General features: G+C 73.8%; 17 protein-coding genes. 14 read left to right on the forward strand and 3 right to left on the reverse strand.

Features of this window, described 5'->3' with window-relative positions; all coding sequences use genetic code 11:
* Positions 1-63: 63 nt before the first annotated feature.
* Together folP and AC5WRL_RS17320 are read left to right on the forward strand one after the other, a co-directional pair.
* Positions 64-963 (forward strand): dihydropteroate synthase, encoded by a 900-nt coding sequence (gene folP, locus AC5WRL_RS17315; RefSeq protein WP_496089443.1) that lies wholly within the window; start codon positions 64-66, stop codon positions 961-963.
* Positions 960-1460: a nuclear transport factor 2 family protein gene (locus AC5WRL_RS17320; RefSeq protein ID WP_496089444.1), complete on the forward strand. Its 501-nt coding sequence runs from the start codon at positions 960-962 to the stop codon at positions 1458-1460. Before folP ends, AC5WRL_RS17320 begins: the two co-directional genes overlap by 4 nt.
* A 17-nt stretch (positions 1461-1477) precedes the next feature.
* On the opposite strand, the gene AC5WRL_RS17325 is transcribed toward AC5WRL_RS17320, so the two are convergent.
* A complete protein-coding gene (locus AC5WRL_RS17325) occupies positions 1478-2860 on the reverse strand; it encodes a PH domain-containing protein (RefSeq protein ID WP_496089445.1) in 1383 nt (460 codons plus the stop codon).
* A gap of 17 nt (positions 2861-2877) precedes the next feature.
* Positions 2878-3357: a PH domain-containing protein gene (locus AC5WRL_RS17330; protein ID WP_496089446.1), complete on the reverse strand. Its 480-nt coding sequence runs from the start codon at positions 3355-3357 to the stop codon at positions 2878-2880.
* Positions 3358-3424: 67 nt separating this feature from the next.
* Here AC5WRL_RS17330 and AC5WRL_RS17335 point away from each other — a divergent pair, with 67 nt between their 5' ends.
* Positions 3425-4567 carry an NADH-quinone oxidoreductase subunit D gene (locus AC5WRL_RS17335; protein WP_496089447.1) on the forward strand — a complete coding sequence of 381 codons (1143 nt, stop codon included), beginning with the start codon at positions 3425-3427 and terminating at the stop codon, positions 4565-4567.
* Here the strand turns inward: AC5WRL_RS17335 and AC5WRL_RS17340 are convergent.
* Positions 4487-5566, reverse strand: a complete 1080-nt coding sequence (locus AC5WRL_RS17340) for an SAM-dependent methyltransferase (RefSeq protein ID WP_496089448.1) — start codon at positions 5564-5566, stop codon at positions 4487-4489. The two genes, AC5WRL_RS17335 and AC5WRL_RS17340, sit on opposite strands and share 81 nt — an antisense overlap.
* Positions 5567-5696: 130 nt before the next feature.
* Between AC5WRL_RS17340 and AC5WRL_RS17345 the strand changes: the two genes are divergently transcribed.
* From AC5WRL_RS17345 to AC5WRL_RS17395, 11 genes are all read left to right on the forward strand, one after another.
* Complete coding sequence (locus AC5WRL_RS17345) at positions 5697-6914, forward strand: sensor histidine kinase (RefSeq protein ID WP_496089449.1); 1218 nt, start codon at positions 5697-5699, stop codon at positions 6912-6914.
* A 51-nt stretch (positions 6915-6965) separates the two neighbouring features.
* Complete coding sequence (locus AC5WRL_RS17350; protein WP_496089503.1) at positions 6966-7646, forward strand: response regulator; 681 nt, start codon at positions 6966-6968, stop codon at positions 7644-7646.
* 290 nt (positions 7647-7936) lie between these two features.
* Positions 7937-8887: a Rossmann-like and DUF2520 domain-containing protein gene (locus tag AC5WRL_RS17355; protein WP_496089450.1), complete on the forward strand. Its 951-nt coding sequence runs from the start codon at positions 7937-7939 to the stop codon at positions 8885-8887.
* The gene (gene panC, locus AC5WRL_RS17360) at positions 8884-9891 is read left to right on the forward strand and encodes a pantoate--beta-alanine ligase (RefSeq protein ID WP_496089451.1); all 1008 of its coding nucleotides are present in this window, start codon (positions 8884-8886) and stop codon (positions 9889-9891) included. Before AC5WRL_RS17355 ends, panC begins: the two co-directional genes overlap by 4 nt.
* Positions 9888-11615, forward strand: coding sequence for an L-aspartate oxidase (locus AC5WRL_RS17365; protein WP_496089452.1), 1728 nt, complete (start codon positions 9888-9890; stop codon positions 11613-11615). The genes panC and AC5WRL_RS17365 overlap by 4 nt, the downstream gene beginning before the upstream one ends.
* Complete coding sequence (nadC, locus tag AC5WRL_RS17370; RefSeq protein ID WP_496089453.1) at positions 11612-12679, forward strand: carboxylating nicotinate-nucleotide diphosphorylase; 1068 nt, start codon at positions 11612-11614, stop codon at positions 12677-12679. The genes AC5WRL_RS17365 and nadC overlap by 4 nt, the downstream gene beginning before the upstream one ends.
* Positions 12680-12681: 2 nt before the next feature.
* Positions 12682-13479, forward strand: coding sequence for a type III pantothenate kinase (locus AC5WRL_RS17375; protein ID WP_390118634.1), 798 nt, complete (start codon positions 12682-12684; stop codon positions 13477-13479).
* A 94-nt stretch (positions 13480-13573) separates the two neighbouring features.
* Entirely contained in the window at positions 13574-13828 is a 255-nt protein-coding gene (locus tag AC5WRL_RS17380; protein ID WP_496089454.1) for a hypothetical protein, read from the forward strand.
* A gap of 87 nt (positions 13829-13915) precedes the next feature.
* Positions 13916-14095: a hypothetical protein gene (locus tag AC5WRL_RS17385; RefSeq protein WP_496089455.1), complete on the forward strand. Its 180-nt coding sequence runs from the start codon at positions 13916-13918 to the stop codon at positions 14093-14095.
* A 55-nt stretch (positions 14096-14150) separates the two neighbouring features.
* On the forward strand, positions 14151-14597 hold the full coding sequence (locus AC5WRL_RS17390) for a BlaI/MecI/CopY family transcriptional regulator (RefSeq protein WP_496089456.1): 447 nt from the start codon (positions 14151-14153) through the stop codon (positions 14595-14597).
* A gap of 9 nt (positions 14598-14606) precedes the next feature.
* A complete protein-coding gene (locus tag AC5WRL_RS17395) occupies positions 14607-15176 on the forward strand; it encodes an amino-acid N-acetyltransferase (RefSeq protein WP_496089457.1) in 570 nt (189 codons plus the stop codon).
* The last annotated feature ends 46 nt before the right edge of the window (positions 15177-15222 follow it).

A 15222-nucleotide genomic window follows, 5' to 3' on the forward strand; every position in this document is an offset into this window, starting at 1 on the left:
CCGGTCGCCACCGCCGGGCCCCTGGCCGGGTGCCGGGAAGGCGGCTGCGCCTACGCTGGACGCATGAGCGAGACGCGTCGTCGGGTGGCCGGGTTGCCGGAGTGGGGTCGGTGTGCGGTCATGGGGGTCGTCAACGTCACCCCCGACTCCTTCTCCGACGGCGGGCAGTGGTTCGACCCCGAGGCCGCCGTCAAGCACGGGCTGGACCTGGTGGCCGCCGGCGCCGATCTCGTCGATGTCGGCGGGGAGTCCACCCGCCCCGGCGCGTCCCGGGTGGACGAGGCGGAGGAACTGCGCCGGGTGCTGCCCGTGGTGCGGGAGCTGGCCGCGGCCGGGGTGCTCGTCAGCGTCGACACCATGCGCGCCTCCGTCGCCGAGCGGTCCGTCGCCGCCGGGGCCCGGCTGGTCAACGATGTCAGCGGTGGCCGCGCCGACCCCCGGATGGTGCCGGTGGTCGCCGACGCGCGGGTGCCGTTCGTCGTCATGCACTGGCGCGGGCAGAGCATCGACATGAACGACCGCGCCGTGTACGCGGACGTGGTCGGCGAGGTCGGCGCCGAACTGCGCGCGTCCATCGAGCGCGCCGTCGCCGGCGGCATCGATCCGGCCCGTATCATCGCCGATCCCGGCCTCGGCTTCGCCAAGCGGGCCGAGCACGATCTGGCACTGGTGGCCGGCCTGGACCGGCTGCGCCGCGACCTGCCGTGGCCGCTGCTGGTGGCGGCCTCCCGCAAGCGGTTCCTGGGCCGGGTCCTGGCCGGCGGTACGGGGGGCACGCCGCCGCCCGCCGCCGAGCGGGATCACGCCACCGCCGCCATCTCGGCGCTCGCCGCCCGTGTGGGGGCATGGGCGGTGCGGGTACACGAGGTACGAGCCAGCGCGGACGCGGTCCGGGTGGCCCAGGCCGTCGACGACGCGGCGCGAGCGCAAGCGGGAACGGAAGGGGACGCGGCCCATACATGAGTGGTACCCGGACGGACATCGAAGCGGTGGAAGCCGCCAACACAGCGCTGTACGACGCCCTGGAGCAGGGTGATCTCGATGCCATGGCGGACCGCTGGATCGACGCCGAGGAGATCAGCGTCATCCATCCGGGGTGGCCGGTGATCACCGGCCGGGGGGAGGTGTTGCGCTCCTACGCGCTGATCATGGCGAACACCGAGTACATCCAGTTCTTCCTCACTGATGTCGAGGTCTCGGTGCTGGGCGACACCGCCCTGGTGACCTGCACCGAGAACATCCTCAGCGGCGGCCCGGCGGAGGAGGACGGCAGCGCGGGGCCGCTGGTCGGCGGTCTGGTGGTGGCGACCAATCTGTTCCGCCGCACCGAGGGCGCCGACGGCGAGTGGAAGCTGTGGTCGCACCACGGCTCGCCGGTGCTCATCGATCAGGACGAGGAGGAGGGCGAGGAGGAGCCCTCGCTCGACGACGACGACGGGGGCGGCGGCACCGTGATCTAGCGGTCAGCCGTCAGCGGTCAGCCGGTCAGCCACCGCTCCGGGACGGCGTTGCGGCGCCCCAGACGGGAGCGGTCGGCCTGGGCGGCGACCTCCCGGGCCGCCTCGGCGGCGTCCCGCAGCCGGGCGGTGGCCGTGCCGTTCGCGCCGTGGTCCACATGGACGTCGGCCAGGCCGAGCCGCTGCTCCCACGGGCCCTGCGTCATCCGTACGCTCTGCACCTTCGCGTGCGGCACCAGCGTGTACCGGCGGCTGAGCCGGCCCGCGCGGGCCACGAACACCGCGTCCGTCACCCCGTGCCCGTACCCGTGCCGCCACACCGGGACCGCCCAGCGCGAGCGGTGCGGCACCGGGGTGATGGCGGCCATCGTCTTGTCGATGTCCACCTCGGGCAGGATCCGGTTGATCAGCTCGGCCGCCGCGGCCCGGCCGGCCACCGGGACCAGCAGCCCGCCCTCGTTGCCCTCGCCGGCCACCTCCAGCTCGACCCGGACCCAGCCGTGCCGCCGCCACAGCAGCGGTTCGACGATGCGCACCGACTGCACCCGGCCGGGCGGCACGGTGGCGTGGTCGCGCTGGAGCAGCCCGTGGTCCAGGCGCAGCCCGTCCGGGGATTCGCTGACCGTCCAGCCGTACTGGGTGAGGAAGCGGCCCAGCGTGCCGCCCCAGACGCCGGCCAGCATCGGTACGGCGACGGTGAGCGCGACGAAGATGCCGCTGCCCAGCACGTACAGCGTCACGGGCAGAGCGATGCCGGCGATCAGCAGCAGCGCCCAGCCGCCGCTGAGGGTTTCCAGGGCGATGGCCTTGGCCAGCGTCGGGGTCTGCACGGTGGCCAGCCGGTGGGCGGGGGCCTCGCCGGCGCTGGGTGCGGCGAGCGGGTCGATGCCGGCGGCGCGGGCGAGCAGTTCGGCGCGCAGTGCGGTGGCCTCGGCCTCGCCGAGGTAGGCGAGTTCGTCGGCGTCGCCGGAGCCCACGACATCCATCTTGAGTTTGGCGACGCCGACCGCGCGGGCGAGCAGCGGGCGGGTGACGTCGATGGACTGGATGCGGTCCAGGCGCAGGTGCGCGGTACGGCGGAACAGCAGGCCGGTGCGGATGCGCAGCTCGGTGTCGGTGACGAGGTAGCGGGTGACGCGCCAGGACAGGAAGCCGTAACCGGCGCCGCACAGCATGAGGCCGGCGAGCAGGGCGGCGAGCCAGCCCAGGCCGAGGGAGGTGGTCCAGGAGCGGAGGTTCTCGGCGTTGTTGAGCCCGATGGCGAACAGGCCGGCCAGGGGAGCCCAGGCGCGCCGCCAGGGGGTGACGGGGTGCAGTCTCTTGCCGTCGTGCTCCAGAGAAGGGCCGCCGGCCGTGGCTGTGGCTGTGGCAGTGGCCGCCGCTGTCGGTTCGCCGGTGGTCATGGTCCCCCCTTGCGTGATCACAGGCCCGCTGACCGGGCTTCGCCGAGGGCGGTGAGCCGGTCGCGCAGCCGTTCCGCCTCGGCCGGCTCCAGGCCGGGGATGGTGGCGTCGCTGGCCGCGGCGGCGGTGTGCAGCTGCACTCTGGCCAGGTCGAACTTGCGGTCGAGCGGCCCGGAGGTGACCTCGACGAGCTGCATCCGGCCGTACGGCACCACGGTCAGCTGCCGCCACAGCACCCCCCGGCTGATCAGCAGATCATCGTCCCGCTCCTGGTAGCGCCACGAGCGCCAATTGCGCCCCAGCGCCCGCCACCCCCACGCACCCAGCAGCAGCGGCGCCAGCGCGGGCAGCGCCCACACCGGCGCCCCCAGCACTGCCGGTATCACCACGGCGGCCAGCACCACCGGGCCCAGCCACAGCGCCAGCACCAGCCGCCGCATGGTCAGCAACCCGGGCCGTACCCCGCGCCAGCCGGCGTCTTCCGCTCCCTCGTCCATGCTCAAAAGCTTAGAGCGCGCTCACTGATCGTGGTGGGCTGTCCGGGTGAGCTGTCAGACTGTCGCCATGACGGAGACGACGGTCGGGATCGGCGGCGCCGCCGAGTCCACCGACATGGTGCTCAACATCGGACCCCAGCACCCCTCCACCCACGGCGTGCTGCGGCTGCGCCTGGTGCTCGACGGGGAACGGATCTCGGCCGCCGAGCCGGTGATCGGCTATATGCACCGGGGCGCCGAGAAACTCTTCGAGGCCCGCGACTACCGGCAGATCATCGTGCTCGCCAACCGGCACGACTGGCTGTCCGCCTTCTCCAACGAACTGGGCGTCGTCCTCGCCGTCGAACGGATGCTGGGCATGGAGGTCCCCGAGCGGGCGGTGTGGCTGCGCACCCTGCTCGCCGAGCTGAACCGGGTGCTCAACCACCTGATGTTCCTGGGCTCCTATCCGCTGGAGCTGGGCGGCATCACCCCCATGTTCTACGCCTTCACCGAACGCGAATCCCTCCAGCACGTCATGGAGGAGGCGTCCGGCGGGCGCATGCACTACATGTTCAACCGGGTCGGCGGCCTCAAGGAGGACCTGCCGGCCGGCTGGACCGACCGGGCCCGGCAGGCGGTCGCGGCGGTACGCGGCGGCATGGGCCGGCTCGACGGGCTGATCCTCGGCAACGAGGTCTTCCAGGCCCGCACCCGGGGCATCGGCGTGCTCTCGGCGGAGGCCACGCACGCGTACGGGGTGTCGGGGCCGATCGCCCGCGCCGGCGGCGTCGACTTCGATCTGCGCCGCGACGAGCCGTACCTCGCCTACGGGGAGCTCCAGGACACCCTCAAGGTCGCCACCCGCACCGCCGGCGACAGCCTGGCCCGGTTCGAGGTGCTGCTGGCGCAGACCTGGAACTCCCTGGAGCTGGCCGACGCCTGCCTGGACCGGCTGGCGGAACTGCCACCCGGGCCGGTCAACCAGCGGCTGCCCAAGGTCCTCAAGGCCCCCGAGGGCGCCACCTACGCCTGGACCGAGAACCCGCTGGGCCTCAATGGCTACTACCTCGTCTCGCGCGGCGAACGCACCCCGTACCGGCTGAAACTGCGCTCCGCGTCGTTCAACAACATCCAGGCGCTCAGCCACCTACTCCCCGGCACGCTGGTGGCCGACATGGTGGCGATCCTGGGGTCGTTCTTCTTCGTCGTCGGCGACATCGACAAGTAGCCGGGCGGCGGCCGGCCCGCGCGGCCCGGCCGCCGACACCAGCCAGCCGAAGCCGCCGAGACCGCCCGGATCCGTCAGCTGCGCCGCCTGACCGGCCACCGACAGCGCCCGCAGGTAGGCGGCCGGGTCGGTCGAGGCCAGCGCCAGCGGCGGGCGCCCGCCGCGCACCCCGAGCCGGTGCAGCGCGGCCCGCTGGGTCAGCCGCCAGGACGGGCCCGGCGTCGCGGCGGCGCAGGCGTCCAGCGCCACATGGGCCGTCAGATCGCAGCCGCCGTCCGGCACCGGCGCCACCTCGCGGCCGTCCCGGAACCCGGTGAGGGTGCCCAGCGGGGGCCGGGTCGCGGCGGTGTGCCCGTAGTCGGCGGCCACCGCCAGCCCCTCGGCGAGGGTGCCCACCGCCGCCGCCCAGGCGGCGTCGCGCGGCCGGCCCAGCTCGGCGCGCAGCCCCGGCTCGGGCGGCAGCGGCCACCAGCGGGCCAGCCACGCCGCGTCCGGGCCGCCGGCCGGCACCGGCGCGCCGAGGGATTCGCGGCCGTCCGGCGCCACCCGTACGTACCGGGCCACCCCCGCGTCGTCCACCTCGGCGACGTCCAGCGGAACATTGTCCAGCCACTCGTTGGCGAACAGCAGCCCGCGCACCCCGCGCGGCGGCTCGGCGCACCAGACGACGCGCGGATCGAGCCCGGCCGGCCGGGCCGCCCGCTCCACCGCGTACGGCGCCACCCGCCCCGCCACCTCGGGCGGCAGCAGCGCCAGCACCGAGGCCACCAGCTCGCCGCGCCCCGCGCCCATGTCCACCAGCGCCAGCTCCGCCGGCCGGCCCAGCGCCGCGTCCACCCCCGACAGCAGCCGGGCCACCGCGCCCGCGTACAGCGGCGAGGTGTGCACGGCGGTACGGAAGTGCGCGGCCGGCGCCTCCCGCAGAAAGAACCCACCCGGCCCGTACAGCGCGCGCTCCGCCGCCGCCCGCCAGCCCGTCACCTCAGCGCTCACGCTCACCGGCCCCACGGTACGCGGCGCCGCACCGCGCCCCCCGGGGCCCGTGTCCACCTTGAGGAGTAGCCGCCGGGCCCACGGATCGACCCATCGGCTGACTCCCGAGCCGCATGTGCTCCCTACTCTGGGTTACATGAACCGGCTCTACGACCTCGTGCGCCGTCATCCCGGCTGGGTCGACGGATTCTGGGGCCTCGTATGGCTGGCCGGCACCTTCATCGTGCTCACGGCGGGCGGGACCCAGGACTCCCGCTACCAGGGCTCCGAGACGGGCGCCGTGATCGCGTCGCTCGCGCTGACCGGCACGCTCATGTTCCGCCGCCGGGCGCCCGAGAAGATGCTGCTGCTGGGCATCGCCACCGGGCTGTTCCAGCTGGCCGCCGATGTGCCGCCGATCCCCTCCGACTTCATCTTCCTGATCCTCATCTTCACCGTGGCGTCCCGGCCCGCGCGCTGGGCGTCCCGGCTGGGGCTCGGCGCCTCGCTCACCGCACCCGTGCTGGCCACCGTGCGCTGGCCGGACCAGGGCGACGAGTCGCTGGTCGGCACGGTCGTCTCCACCGTGTTCGTCACCGTGATGTTCCTGCTCGCGTGGGTGCTCGGCGACTCGCTGCGCACCCGCCGCGCCTACTACGCCGAACTGGAGGAACGCGCTGCCCGCCTGGAGCAGGAACGCGCCACCCAGTCCCGGATCGCCGTCGCCGCCGAGCGCGCCCGGATCGCCCGCGAGCTCCACGACGTGGTCGCCCACAACGTGTCCGTGATGGTGGTGCAGGCCGACGGCGCCGCCTACGTCCTCGACAGCCACCCCGAGCAGTGCCGCACCGCCCTGGCCACCATCTCCGGCACCGGCCGGCAGGCGCTCACCGAGATGCGCCGGCTGCTGGGCGTGCTGCGCGGCGACGGCGCCACCACCGCCACCGCGCAGGACTACGTGCCACAGCCGGGCGTCGAACAGCTGGCCGAGCTGGTGGACCAGGTACGCGACACCGGCCTGCCCGTCGACTTCCGGATCAGCGGCACCCCGCGCCCGCTGCCCAGCGGCGTCGAGCTGACCGCCTACCGCATCGTCCAGGAGGCGCTGACCAACACCCGCAAGCACGGCGGCCCCGACGCGGGCGCCCGGGTCTGCCTGGACTACTCCGGCGACGCGCTCACCGTCCTCGCCGAGGACGACGGGCGCGGCGCGCAGCGCGAGCTGTACGAGGAGCGCGGCGCCGACGGCCTGGGGCAGGGGCTGATCGGCATGCGGGAGCGGGTCGGAATGGTCGGCGGGGAACTGCTGGCCGGGCCCCGGCCCGGGGGCGGCTTCCGGATCACCGCTACGTTGCCCCTGGCCGTCCAGCCCTGAGCGAAGGAAGATTCCGTGACAACGCCATCGCAGCAGCAGCCGATTCGCGTCATGCTCGTGGACGATCAAGTACTGCTCCGTACCGGTTTCCGGATGGTGCTCGACGCCCAGGAGGACATGACGGTCGCCGCCGAGGCGGGCGACGGCATCGAAGCACTGGAGGTGCTGCGCTCCACCGCCGTGGACGTGGTGCTGATGGATGTGCGGATGCCGCGCCTGGACGGGGTGGAGACCACCCGCCGGGTGTGCCGGGAGGGCGAGGGCGGCCCCGGCGACCCGAAGGTGCTGATCCTGACCACGTTCGACCTGGACGAGTACGCGTTCTCCGGGCTGAAGGCGGGCGCGGCCGGGTTCATGCTGAAGGACGTGCCGCCCGACGAACTGCTGGCCGCGATCCGCTCCGTGCACAGCGGCGACGCGGTGGTCGCCCCCTCCACCACCCGGCGGCTGCTCGACCGCTTCATGACCCTCATCCCGGCCGAGCGGCAGGGCACCCACCCCGAGATCGGCCAGCTCACCGACCGCGAGCGGGAGGTGCTGCTGCTGATCGCGCAGGGCCTGTCGAACGGGGAGATCGCCGGAGCGCTGTTCGTCTCCGAGGCCACCGTCAAGACGCACGTCGGCCGCATCCTCGCCAAGCTCCAGCTGCGCGACCGGGTCCAGGCCGTGGTCCTCGCCTACGAGACGGGCCTGGTCCAGGCCGGCGGCAACGAGCGGCGGCTGGGCTCGTAGGCCCGTGCGGCGGCGGGGCCTGTCTGCCGGACAGCGCCGTGGGCCCGCGGCGTCTGGTGCAGGGGGCACCTGCCGGCCATGGGGTATCCCCTGCTCGAAGAGCTTGGGGAGGTCTCTCAAGAGAGCAGGGACGGAGCGAAGCGGAGTGCGGCGAGGTTCCCCCAGGCCCTTGGGGGCCTGGGAGGTGCCCCCTGTGCCAGGCGGTGCGGGCCAGGCGGGATCCGACAGACAGGCCCCAGGCCCGTAGCATTGGGCGCGACGTCCGGTACCGAGCACACGGACCGGAACGGATGCGAAAGAGGCTGACCGAGCGCCGTGAACGAGTCGTGACCACCTCCCGCCCCGCCCGGCTCACCGTGGGCGTCGTCGGCGCCGGCCGGGTCGGCCCCGTACTGGCCGCCGCCCTGGCCCTGGCCGGGCACCGCCCGGTCGCCGCCTCCGGGGTTTCCGACGCGTCCCGGCGGCGCGCCGAGGAACTGCTGCCGGGGGTGCCGCTGGTCGAGCCCGCCCAGGTGCTGGCCCGCGCCGAGCTGGTCCTGCTGACCGTCCCCGACGACGCGCTGCCCGGGCTGGTCGCCGGGCTCGCCGAGACCGGCGCGATTCGCCCCGGACAGCTGATCGCGCACGCCTCCGGGCGGTACGGGGTGGCGGTCCTGGACCCGGCCACCCGGGCCGGCGGGCTGCCGCTCGCCCTGCACCCGGTGCTGACCTTCACCGGCACGGCGGTCGACGTCCAGCGGCTGGCCGGCTGCTCCTTCGGGGTGACCGCCCCGCCGCAGCTGCGGCTGGCCGCCGAAGCGCTGGTCATCGAGATGGGCGGCGAACCGGAGTGGATCGAGGAGCGCGACCGCCCGCTGTACCACGCGGCGCTCGCGCTCGGCGCCAACCACCTCGTCACCCTGGTCGCCCAGTCGCTCGAACTGCTGCGGCTCGCCGGGGTCAGCGCCCCCGACCGGATGCTGGGCCCGCTGCTGGGCGCCGCACTGGACAACGCGCTGCGGTCCGGCGACGCCGCCCTCACCGGCCCGGTGGCGCGCGGCGACGCCGGTACGGTCGCGGCGCATCTGGCCGAACTGCGGGCGCACGCCCCCGGCGCGCTGCCCGGCTATCTCGCGATGGCGCGTACCACCGCCGACCGCGCCCTGGACCAGGGGCTGCTGCGCCCCGAGCTGGCCCAGGAGCTGCTGGGCGTGCTGGCGGACGAGGACCCCGGCACCGACGCGGAAGGAGACCCCAGGTGAGGGTGGTGCACACGCCGCAGGAGCTCGGCGCGGGCGAACCGTACGGGGCCGGGCCGCCGCGCGCGGTCGTCCCCACGATGGGCGCACTGCACGAGGGGCACGCGGCGAACATCCGGCGGGCCCGCGCGCTGCTGCCGCCCGGCGGCCGGGTGATCGTCACGGTGTACGTCAACCCGCTCCAGTTCGGCGCGGGCGAGGACTTCGAGCGCTACCCGCGCACCCTGGAGGCCGACGCGCGGGTCGCGGAGGCGGCCGGTGCCGATGTGATCTTCGCACCGTCGGACGCGCTCATGTACCCGGCGGGGCAGCCGCTCGTGGGGCTGCGGGCGGGCGCCATGGGCGAGCCGCTGGAGGGCGCCTCCCGGCCCGGCCACTTCGACGGGATGCTGACGGTCGTCGCCAAGCTGCTGCATCTGACGGCGCCGCGCTACGCGCTGTTCGGCGAGAAGGACGCGCAGCAGCTGGCGCTGGTACGGCGGATGGTCGCCGATCTGAACTTCCCCGTGGAGATCGTCGGCGTCCCCACCGTCCGCGAGGAGGACGGTCTCGCGCTGTCCAGCCGCAACCGCTTCCTGAGCCCGGCCCAGCGGCGCACGGCGCTGGCCCTGTCGCAGGCGCTGTTCGCGGCCCGCGACCGGCTGTCCGCCGAGGCGGCCCTGGCCGACCGCGCCGGCGCCACGGCGGCCCCCCACGGCGAACGGGCGGCCGGCCTGGCCGCGCTCCACGAGGAACGCGCCTCCGCCGACGCCGCCGCCCTGGCCGCCGCGACCACCACCCGCCCCGGCTCCGCGGCCTCCGCCCGGGCCGCGGCCCAGGCCGTCCTGACGGCGGCGGCACGGCTCACCCCGCCGCTGGACCTCGACTACCTGGCCCTGGTCGACCCGACCACCTTCCGTGAGGTGCCCGACACCTACACCGGCGAGGCGATCATGGCCGTGGCCGCGAAGGTGGGCCCTACCCGCCTGATCGACAACACCCCCCTCACCCTGGGAGCCCACCGATGACCCCCGAGGGCCCCGGGATAGCCCTGCCCGCCCCCGCGCCCGGCTGGGAGGTGGCGGCCGACGTGGTCGTGGTGGGGTCGGGGGTGGCCGGGCTCACCGTCGCCCTGCGGTGCCGGGCGGCCGGGCTGCGGACCGTCATCGTCACCAAGGCCCGGATCGGCGACGGGTCCACCCGGTGGGCGCAGGGCGGCGTGGCCGCCGCCCTGGGCGACGGCGACACCCCCGAGCAGCACCGCGCCGACACCCTCACCGCCGGCGCCGGGCTGTGCGACGAGGCGGCCGTCACCACCCTGGTCACCGAGGGCCCCGGCGCCGTCCGCCGGCTCATCGCCGAAGGCGCCCGCTTCGACACCGCCGACGACGGCACCCTCGCCCTCACCCGCGAGGGCGGCCACCACCGCCGCCGCATCGCCCACGCGGGCGGTGACGCCACCGGCGCCGAGATCTCCCGCGCGCTGCTCGCCGCGGTCCGCGCGGCCGGCATCGAGACCATCGAGAACGCCCTCGCCCTGGACCTCCTCAAGGACGCCACCGGCCGCGCCGCCGGCGTCACCCTGCACGTCATGGGCGAGGGCCGGCACGACGGCGTCGGCGCCGTACGGGCCCCCTCCGTCGTGCTGGCCACCGGCGGCATGGGGCAGATCTTCTCCGCCACCACCAACCCCACCGTGTCCACCGGCGACGGGGTCGCCATCGCGCTGCGGGCCGGCGCCGAGGTGTCCGACCTGGAGTTCGTGCAGTTCCACCCGACCGTCCTGTTCCTGGGCCCGGGCGCCGAGGGCCAGCAGCCGCTCATCTCCGAGGCGGTACGCGGCGAGGGCGCGCACCTGGTGGACGCCGACGGTGTCCGCTTCATGACCGGGCAGCACGAGCTGGCCGAGCTGGCCCCGCGCGACATCGTCGCCAAGGGCATCACCCGGCGGATGCTGGAGCACGGCACCGACCACATGTTCCTGGACGGCCGGCACTTCGGGGCCGCCATGTGGGAGCACCGCTTCCCCACCATCCTGGCCGCCTGCCGCGCGCACGGCATCGACCCGGTCACCGGCACCATCCCCATCGCGCCGGCCGCCCACTACGCCTCCGGCGGCGTGCGCACGGACCTGCACGGCCGTACGACCGTGCCCGGCCTGTACGCGTGCGGCGAGACCGCCTGCACGGGGGTGCACGGCGCCAACCGGCTCGCCTCGAACTCGCTCCTGGAAGGGCTGGTCTTCGCCGAGCGCATCGCGGCCCACATCGCCGCCGGGCCGCCGGCCGCCACGCCGCCCGTACCCGTACCCGTACCCGTACCCGTACCCGTAGGCCGTCCCGCGACTGCGCCCGTGCGGCTGCTGCCCCCCGAGGCCAGGGCCGCCATCCAGCGCATCATGACCGAGGGCGCCGGCGTCCTGCGGGACGAGGCGGGCCTCACCGCCGCCGCCCGCGCCCTGGACGAGCTGGCCGGTGACGGCGCCCCCGGGGACGCCGACCGCAAGCCGGCCGAGCCCGGCGCGGACACCTGGGAGACCGCTAATCTGCATCTGGTCGCCCGGGTCCTGGTGGCCGCGGCCCTGCGACGCACCGAGACGCGCGGCAGCCACTGGCGCGAGGACCACCCCGACCGCGACGACCCGCGCTGGCAGCGCCATCTGGTGCTCGCCCTGCGGCCGGGCGGCGACGGCCGCGACCTGCTCATCCGCTCCGATCACCCCGACCTTCCCCTCCGAGGAGAAACCCCGTGACCACCCCACCGCACCGGCCGGCCCCCGTGGAGCTGACGCTGCTGCCCATCGGCTCCGCCCCGGGCGCCTCCGCTCCCGTCGGCGGCTGCGGCGACGGCTGCGGCTGCGGCGACGACGGCGACGGCTTCAGCCCCGACCACGACCCCCTGGAGTGCGGCCTGGACCCCGATCTGGCTGCCCTGCTGGCCGACGCGGGACTCGACCCGGTCCTGGTCGAGGACATCGCCCACCTCACCATCGAGGAGGACCTCGACAACGGGATCGATGTCACCACCGTGGCCACCGTCCCCGAGGACGCGACCGCCACCGCCGACTTCACCGCCCGCGAGGCCGGCACCGTCGCCGGGCTGCGGATCGCCGAGGCCGTGCTGTCCGTGGTGTGCACCGACGAGTTCGAGGTCGAGCGGCACGCCGAGGACGGCGACCGGGTCGAGGCCGGCCAGGTGCTGCTGACGGTGACCGCCCGTACCCGCGATCTGCTCACCGGCGAGCGCGGCGCGCTGAACCTGCTGTGCCGGCTGTCCGGCATCGCCACCGCCACCCGCGCCTGGGCGGACGTGCTGGACGCGGCCGGCTCCGGCACCCGGGTCCGCGACACCCGCAAGACCACCCCCGGGCTGCGCGCGCTGGAGAAGTACGCGGTGCGCTGCGGCGGCGGCGTCAACCACCGGATGTCGCTGTCGGACGCCGCGCTGGTGAAGGACAACCACGTGGTGGCGGCGGGCGGCGTCGGCGAGGCGTTCCGGCGGGTCCGCGAGGAGTTCCCCGGGGTGCCGATCGAGGTCGAGGTGGACCGGCTGGACCAGCTGGCCGAGGTCCTCGACGAGGGCGCCGAGCTGGTCCTGCTGGACAACTTCACCCCCGAGGACACCGCGCGCGCCGTCGAACTGACGGCGGGCCGCGCCGAGCTGGAGTCCTCGGGCCGGCTGACCCTCGCCAACGCCGCGCGGTACGCGGCCACCGGCGTCGACTACCTCGCCGTCGGGGCGCTCACCCACTCCGCGCCCATCCTGGACATCGGCCTCGACCTGCGCGCGGCGCACGCCGCGGAAGGCCGGGTCTGACGATGCTGCTCACCATCGACGTCGGCAACACGCACACCGTCCTGGGGCTGTTCGACGGTGAGGAGATCGTCGAGCACTGGCGGATCTCCACCGACGCCCGCCGTACCGCCGACGAGCTGGCGGTGCTGCTCCAGGGGCTGATGGGCATGCATCCGCTGCTGGGCGAGGAGCTGGGCGACGGCATCGACGGCATCTGCGTGTGCTCCACGGTGCCCTCCGTCCTGCACGAGCTGCGCGAGGTGACCCGGCGCTATTACGGGGACATCCCGGCGGTGCTGGTGGAGCCGGGGGTGAAGACGGGGGTGCCGATCCTCACCGACAACCCCAAGGAGGTCGGCGCGGACCGCATCATCAACGCGGTGGCGGCGGTGGAGCTGTACGGCGGCCCGTGCATCGTGGTCGACTTCGGCACGGCCACCACCTACGACGCGGTGTCGGCGCGCGGGGAGTACGCGGGCGGGGCGATCGCGCCGGGGATCGAGATCTCGGTGGAGGCGCTGGGGCTGCGTGGCGCGCAGCTGCGGAAGGTGGAGCTGGCCAGGCCGCGTCATGTGATCGGCAAGAACACCGTGGAGTCGATGCAGTCCGGCATTCTGTACGGCTTCGCCGGCCAGGTGGACGGCGTGGTGGAGCGGATGGCGCGGGAGCTGGCGGACGATCCGGACGATGTGACGGTGATCGCCACCGGCGGGCTGGCCCCGATGGTGCTGCGCGAGGCGACGGTGATCGATGAGCACGAGCCGTGGCTGACGCTGGTGGGCCTGCGGCTGGTGTACGAGCGCAACGTCTCCCGTTCGTAGGGCGGCAGGTGGCCGGTGGCCGCGGGGCGCTGTCGCCACGCCGTATGGCAGACGAATAGCTGCACATTGTCTGCTAAGCACTTAATGTCGGATTATGTTCACGTCAAAGGGTTCTCCCGTCTTCGCGAAGGCCGGTGACGAGCGCGGCAAGGGCGAGAAGGAGCCGCGCCGCCCGGGGGCGACGCCCGCGCCCGGGGCCAAGCCCAAGCGGCCCGTACCGACCCCGGCGGAGGTCTTCCCGCCGCACCGGCGCAAGCCCGCCCCCGGGGAGCAGCCGCCGGCTCCCGCCCCGCGCCCGCCGGGCAAGGACCGGCGCGAGCAGGGGGAGGGCGGCGCGGGGGAGGAGTGATCCGGGGGTCCTGAGTCCGGTCGGTGGCCGGTCGGTGCGGGGCGGTCGGTAGTGTGGTCCCGCACGGACGAAGGAGGCCGGTCACTCATGGACTACATCGCCGCACTCTTCCCTCCCACGGTGATGGCCATCGCCTTCACCGCGGTGATCGTGACGATGGTCAAGTCACAGGGCGGGGCGAACAAGTACAAGGAGGACGCCGCCGTGGACGCGGCGTTCGCCGCCCGCGCGCGGGCGGAGGGCGACGGGGACGAGCCCCGGGGCTGACCCACCAAACCGGACCAAAGCCACATTTCACCGCCGCCGCGGCTATTCTTCAGTGGTGCCTCGGCCATTGGGTGAACTGGAAGACGCGGTCATGACCCGCGTATGGGAGTGGAACCGTCCCGTCACGGTCCGGGAAGTTCTCGAAGATCTGCGGCAGGATCGTTCGATCGCCTATACGACGGTGATGACCGTCCTGGACAACCTCCACCAGAAGGGCTGGGTCCGCCGCGAGCAGGAGGGGCGGGCCTATCGCTATGAGGCGGTCTCGACCCGGGCCGCTTACTCCGCGGCATTGATGAATGACGCGTGGTCCGAGTCGGACAACCCGGCGGCGGCCCTCGTCGCATTCTTCGGGATGATGTCCGCCGAGCAGACCGAGGCATTGCGCGACGCGCTGCGGGTCACCGCTCTGGACGGCTCCCGGGAGGGAGCGCGGGAGGGAACGCGGGAAGGAACGCGGGAGCGGCCCCCCGAGCCGGAAGTGGGACCTTCCCAGCGATAGCCTCCGTTCGTGTCAGACGCATCGGAAGCCAGCGAACCCAAGAACACCCCCGCCAAGAACGTCACGCCCGGGGTAACGGAAGTCACCGTCCGCAGGGCCAGGACCTCGGATGTGCCCGAGGTGCGCCGTCTCATCGATCTCTACGCGCGGGAGAGCATCCTCCTCGACAAGGCGACGGTGACCCTTTACGAGGACATTCAGGAGTTCTGGGTGGCGGAACGCGACTCGGATGCCCGGGTGGTCGGCTGCGGTGCGCTGCATGTGATGTGGGAGGACCTGGCAGAGGTACGTACCTTGGCCGTCGATCCGCAGTTGAAGGGACATGCGGTCGGTCACCGGGTACTGGAGAAGTTGCTCCAGACCGCGCGCTGGCTCGGTGTTCGGCGCATTTTCTGTCTGACCTTCGAAGTGGAGTTCTTCGTCCGTCATGGCTTCACCGAGATCGGTGAAGCCCCGGTTGCCGGTGATGTCTACAGCGAGCTGCTCCGTTCCAATGACGAGGGGGTGGCGGAGTTCCTCGGTCTGGAGCGAGTGAAGCCCAACACATTGGGTAACAGTCGGATGCTGCTGCATCTCTGATAGCAACAGAGGCGCGGGAGTTATGTCCGAATCGTCCCTCTGTGTC

This window comes from Streptomyces sp. NTD107 (genome assembly GCF_059510435.1).

Bases quoted from the DNA above. Each gene is read 5' to 3' on its own strand.
- AC5WRL_RS17335 (WP_496089447.1), top strand. From the start codon at position 3,425: ATGACGGAGACGACGGTCGGGATCGGCGGCGCCGCCGAGTCCACCGAC.
- AC5WRL_RS17325 (WP_496089445.1), bottom strand. From the start codon at position 2,860: ATGACCACCGGCGAACCGACAGCGGCGGCCACTGCCACAGCCACAGCC.
- AC5WRL_RS17350 (WP_496089503.1), top strand. From the start codon at position 6,966: ATGCTCGTGGACGATCAAGTACTGCTCCGTACCGGTTTCCGGATGGTG.
- AC5WRL_RS17320 (WP_496089444.1), top strand. From the start codon at position 960: ATGAGTGGTACCCGGACGGACATCGAAGCGGTGGAAGCCGCCAACACA.
- AC5WRL_RS17380 (WP_496089454.1), top strand. From the start codon at position 13,574: ATGTTCACGTCAAAGGGTTCTCCCGTCTTCGCGAAGGCCGGTGACGAG.
- AC5WRL_RS17365 (WP_496089452.1), top strand. From the start codon at position 9,888: ATGACCCCCGAGGGCCCCGGGATAGCCCTGCCCGCCCCCGCGCCCGGC.
- folP (WP_496089443.1), top strand. From the start codon at position 64: ATGAGCGAGACGCGTCGTCGGGTGGCCGGGTTGCCGGAGTGGGGTCGG.
- AC5WRL_RS17345 (WP_496089449.1), top strand. From the start codon at position 5,697: ATGAACCGGCTCTACGACCTCGTGCGCCGTCATCCCGGCTGGGTCGAC.
- AC5WRL_RS17385 (WP_496089455.1), top strand. From the start codon at position 13,916: ATGGACTACATCGCCGCACTCTTCCCTCCCACGGTGATGGCCATCGCC.
- AC5WRL_RS17355 (WP_496089450.1), top strand. From the start codon at position 7,937: ATGCGAAAGAGGCTGACCGAGCGCCGTGAACGAGTCGTGACCACCTCC.
- AC5WRL_RS17330 (WP_496089446.1), bottom strand. From the start codon at position 3,357: ATGGACGAGGGAGCGGAAGACGCCGGCTGGCGCGGGGTACGGCCCGGG.
- AC5WRL_RS17375 (WP_390118634.1), top strand. From the start codon at position 12,682: ATGCTGCTCACCATCGACGTCGGCAACACGCACACCGTCCTGGGGCTG.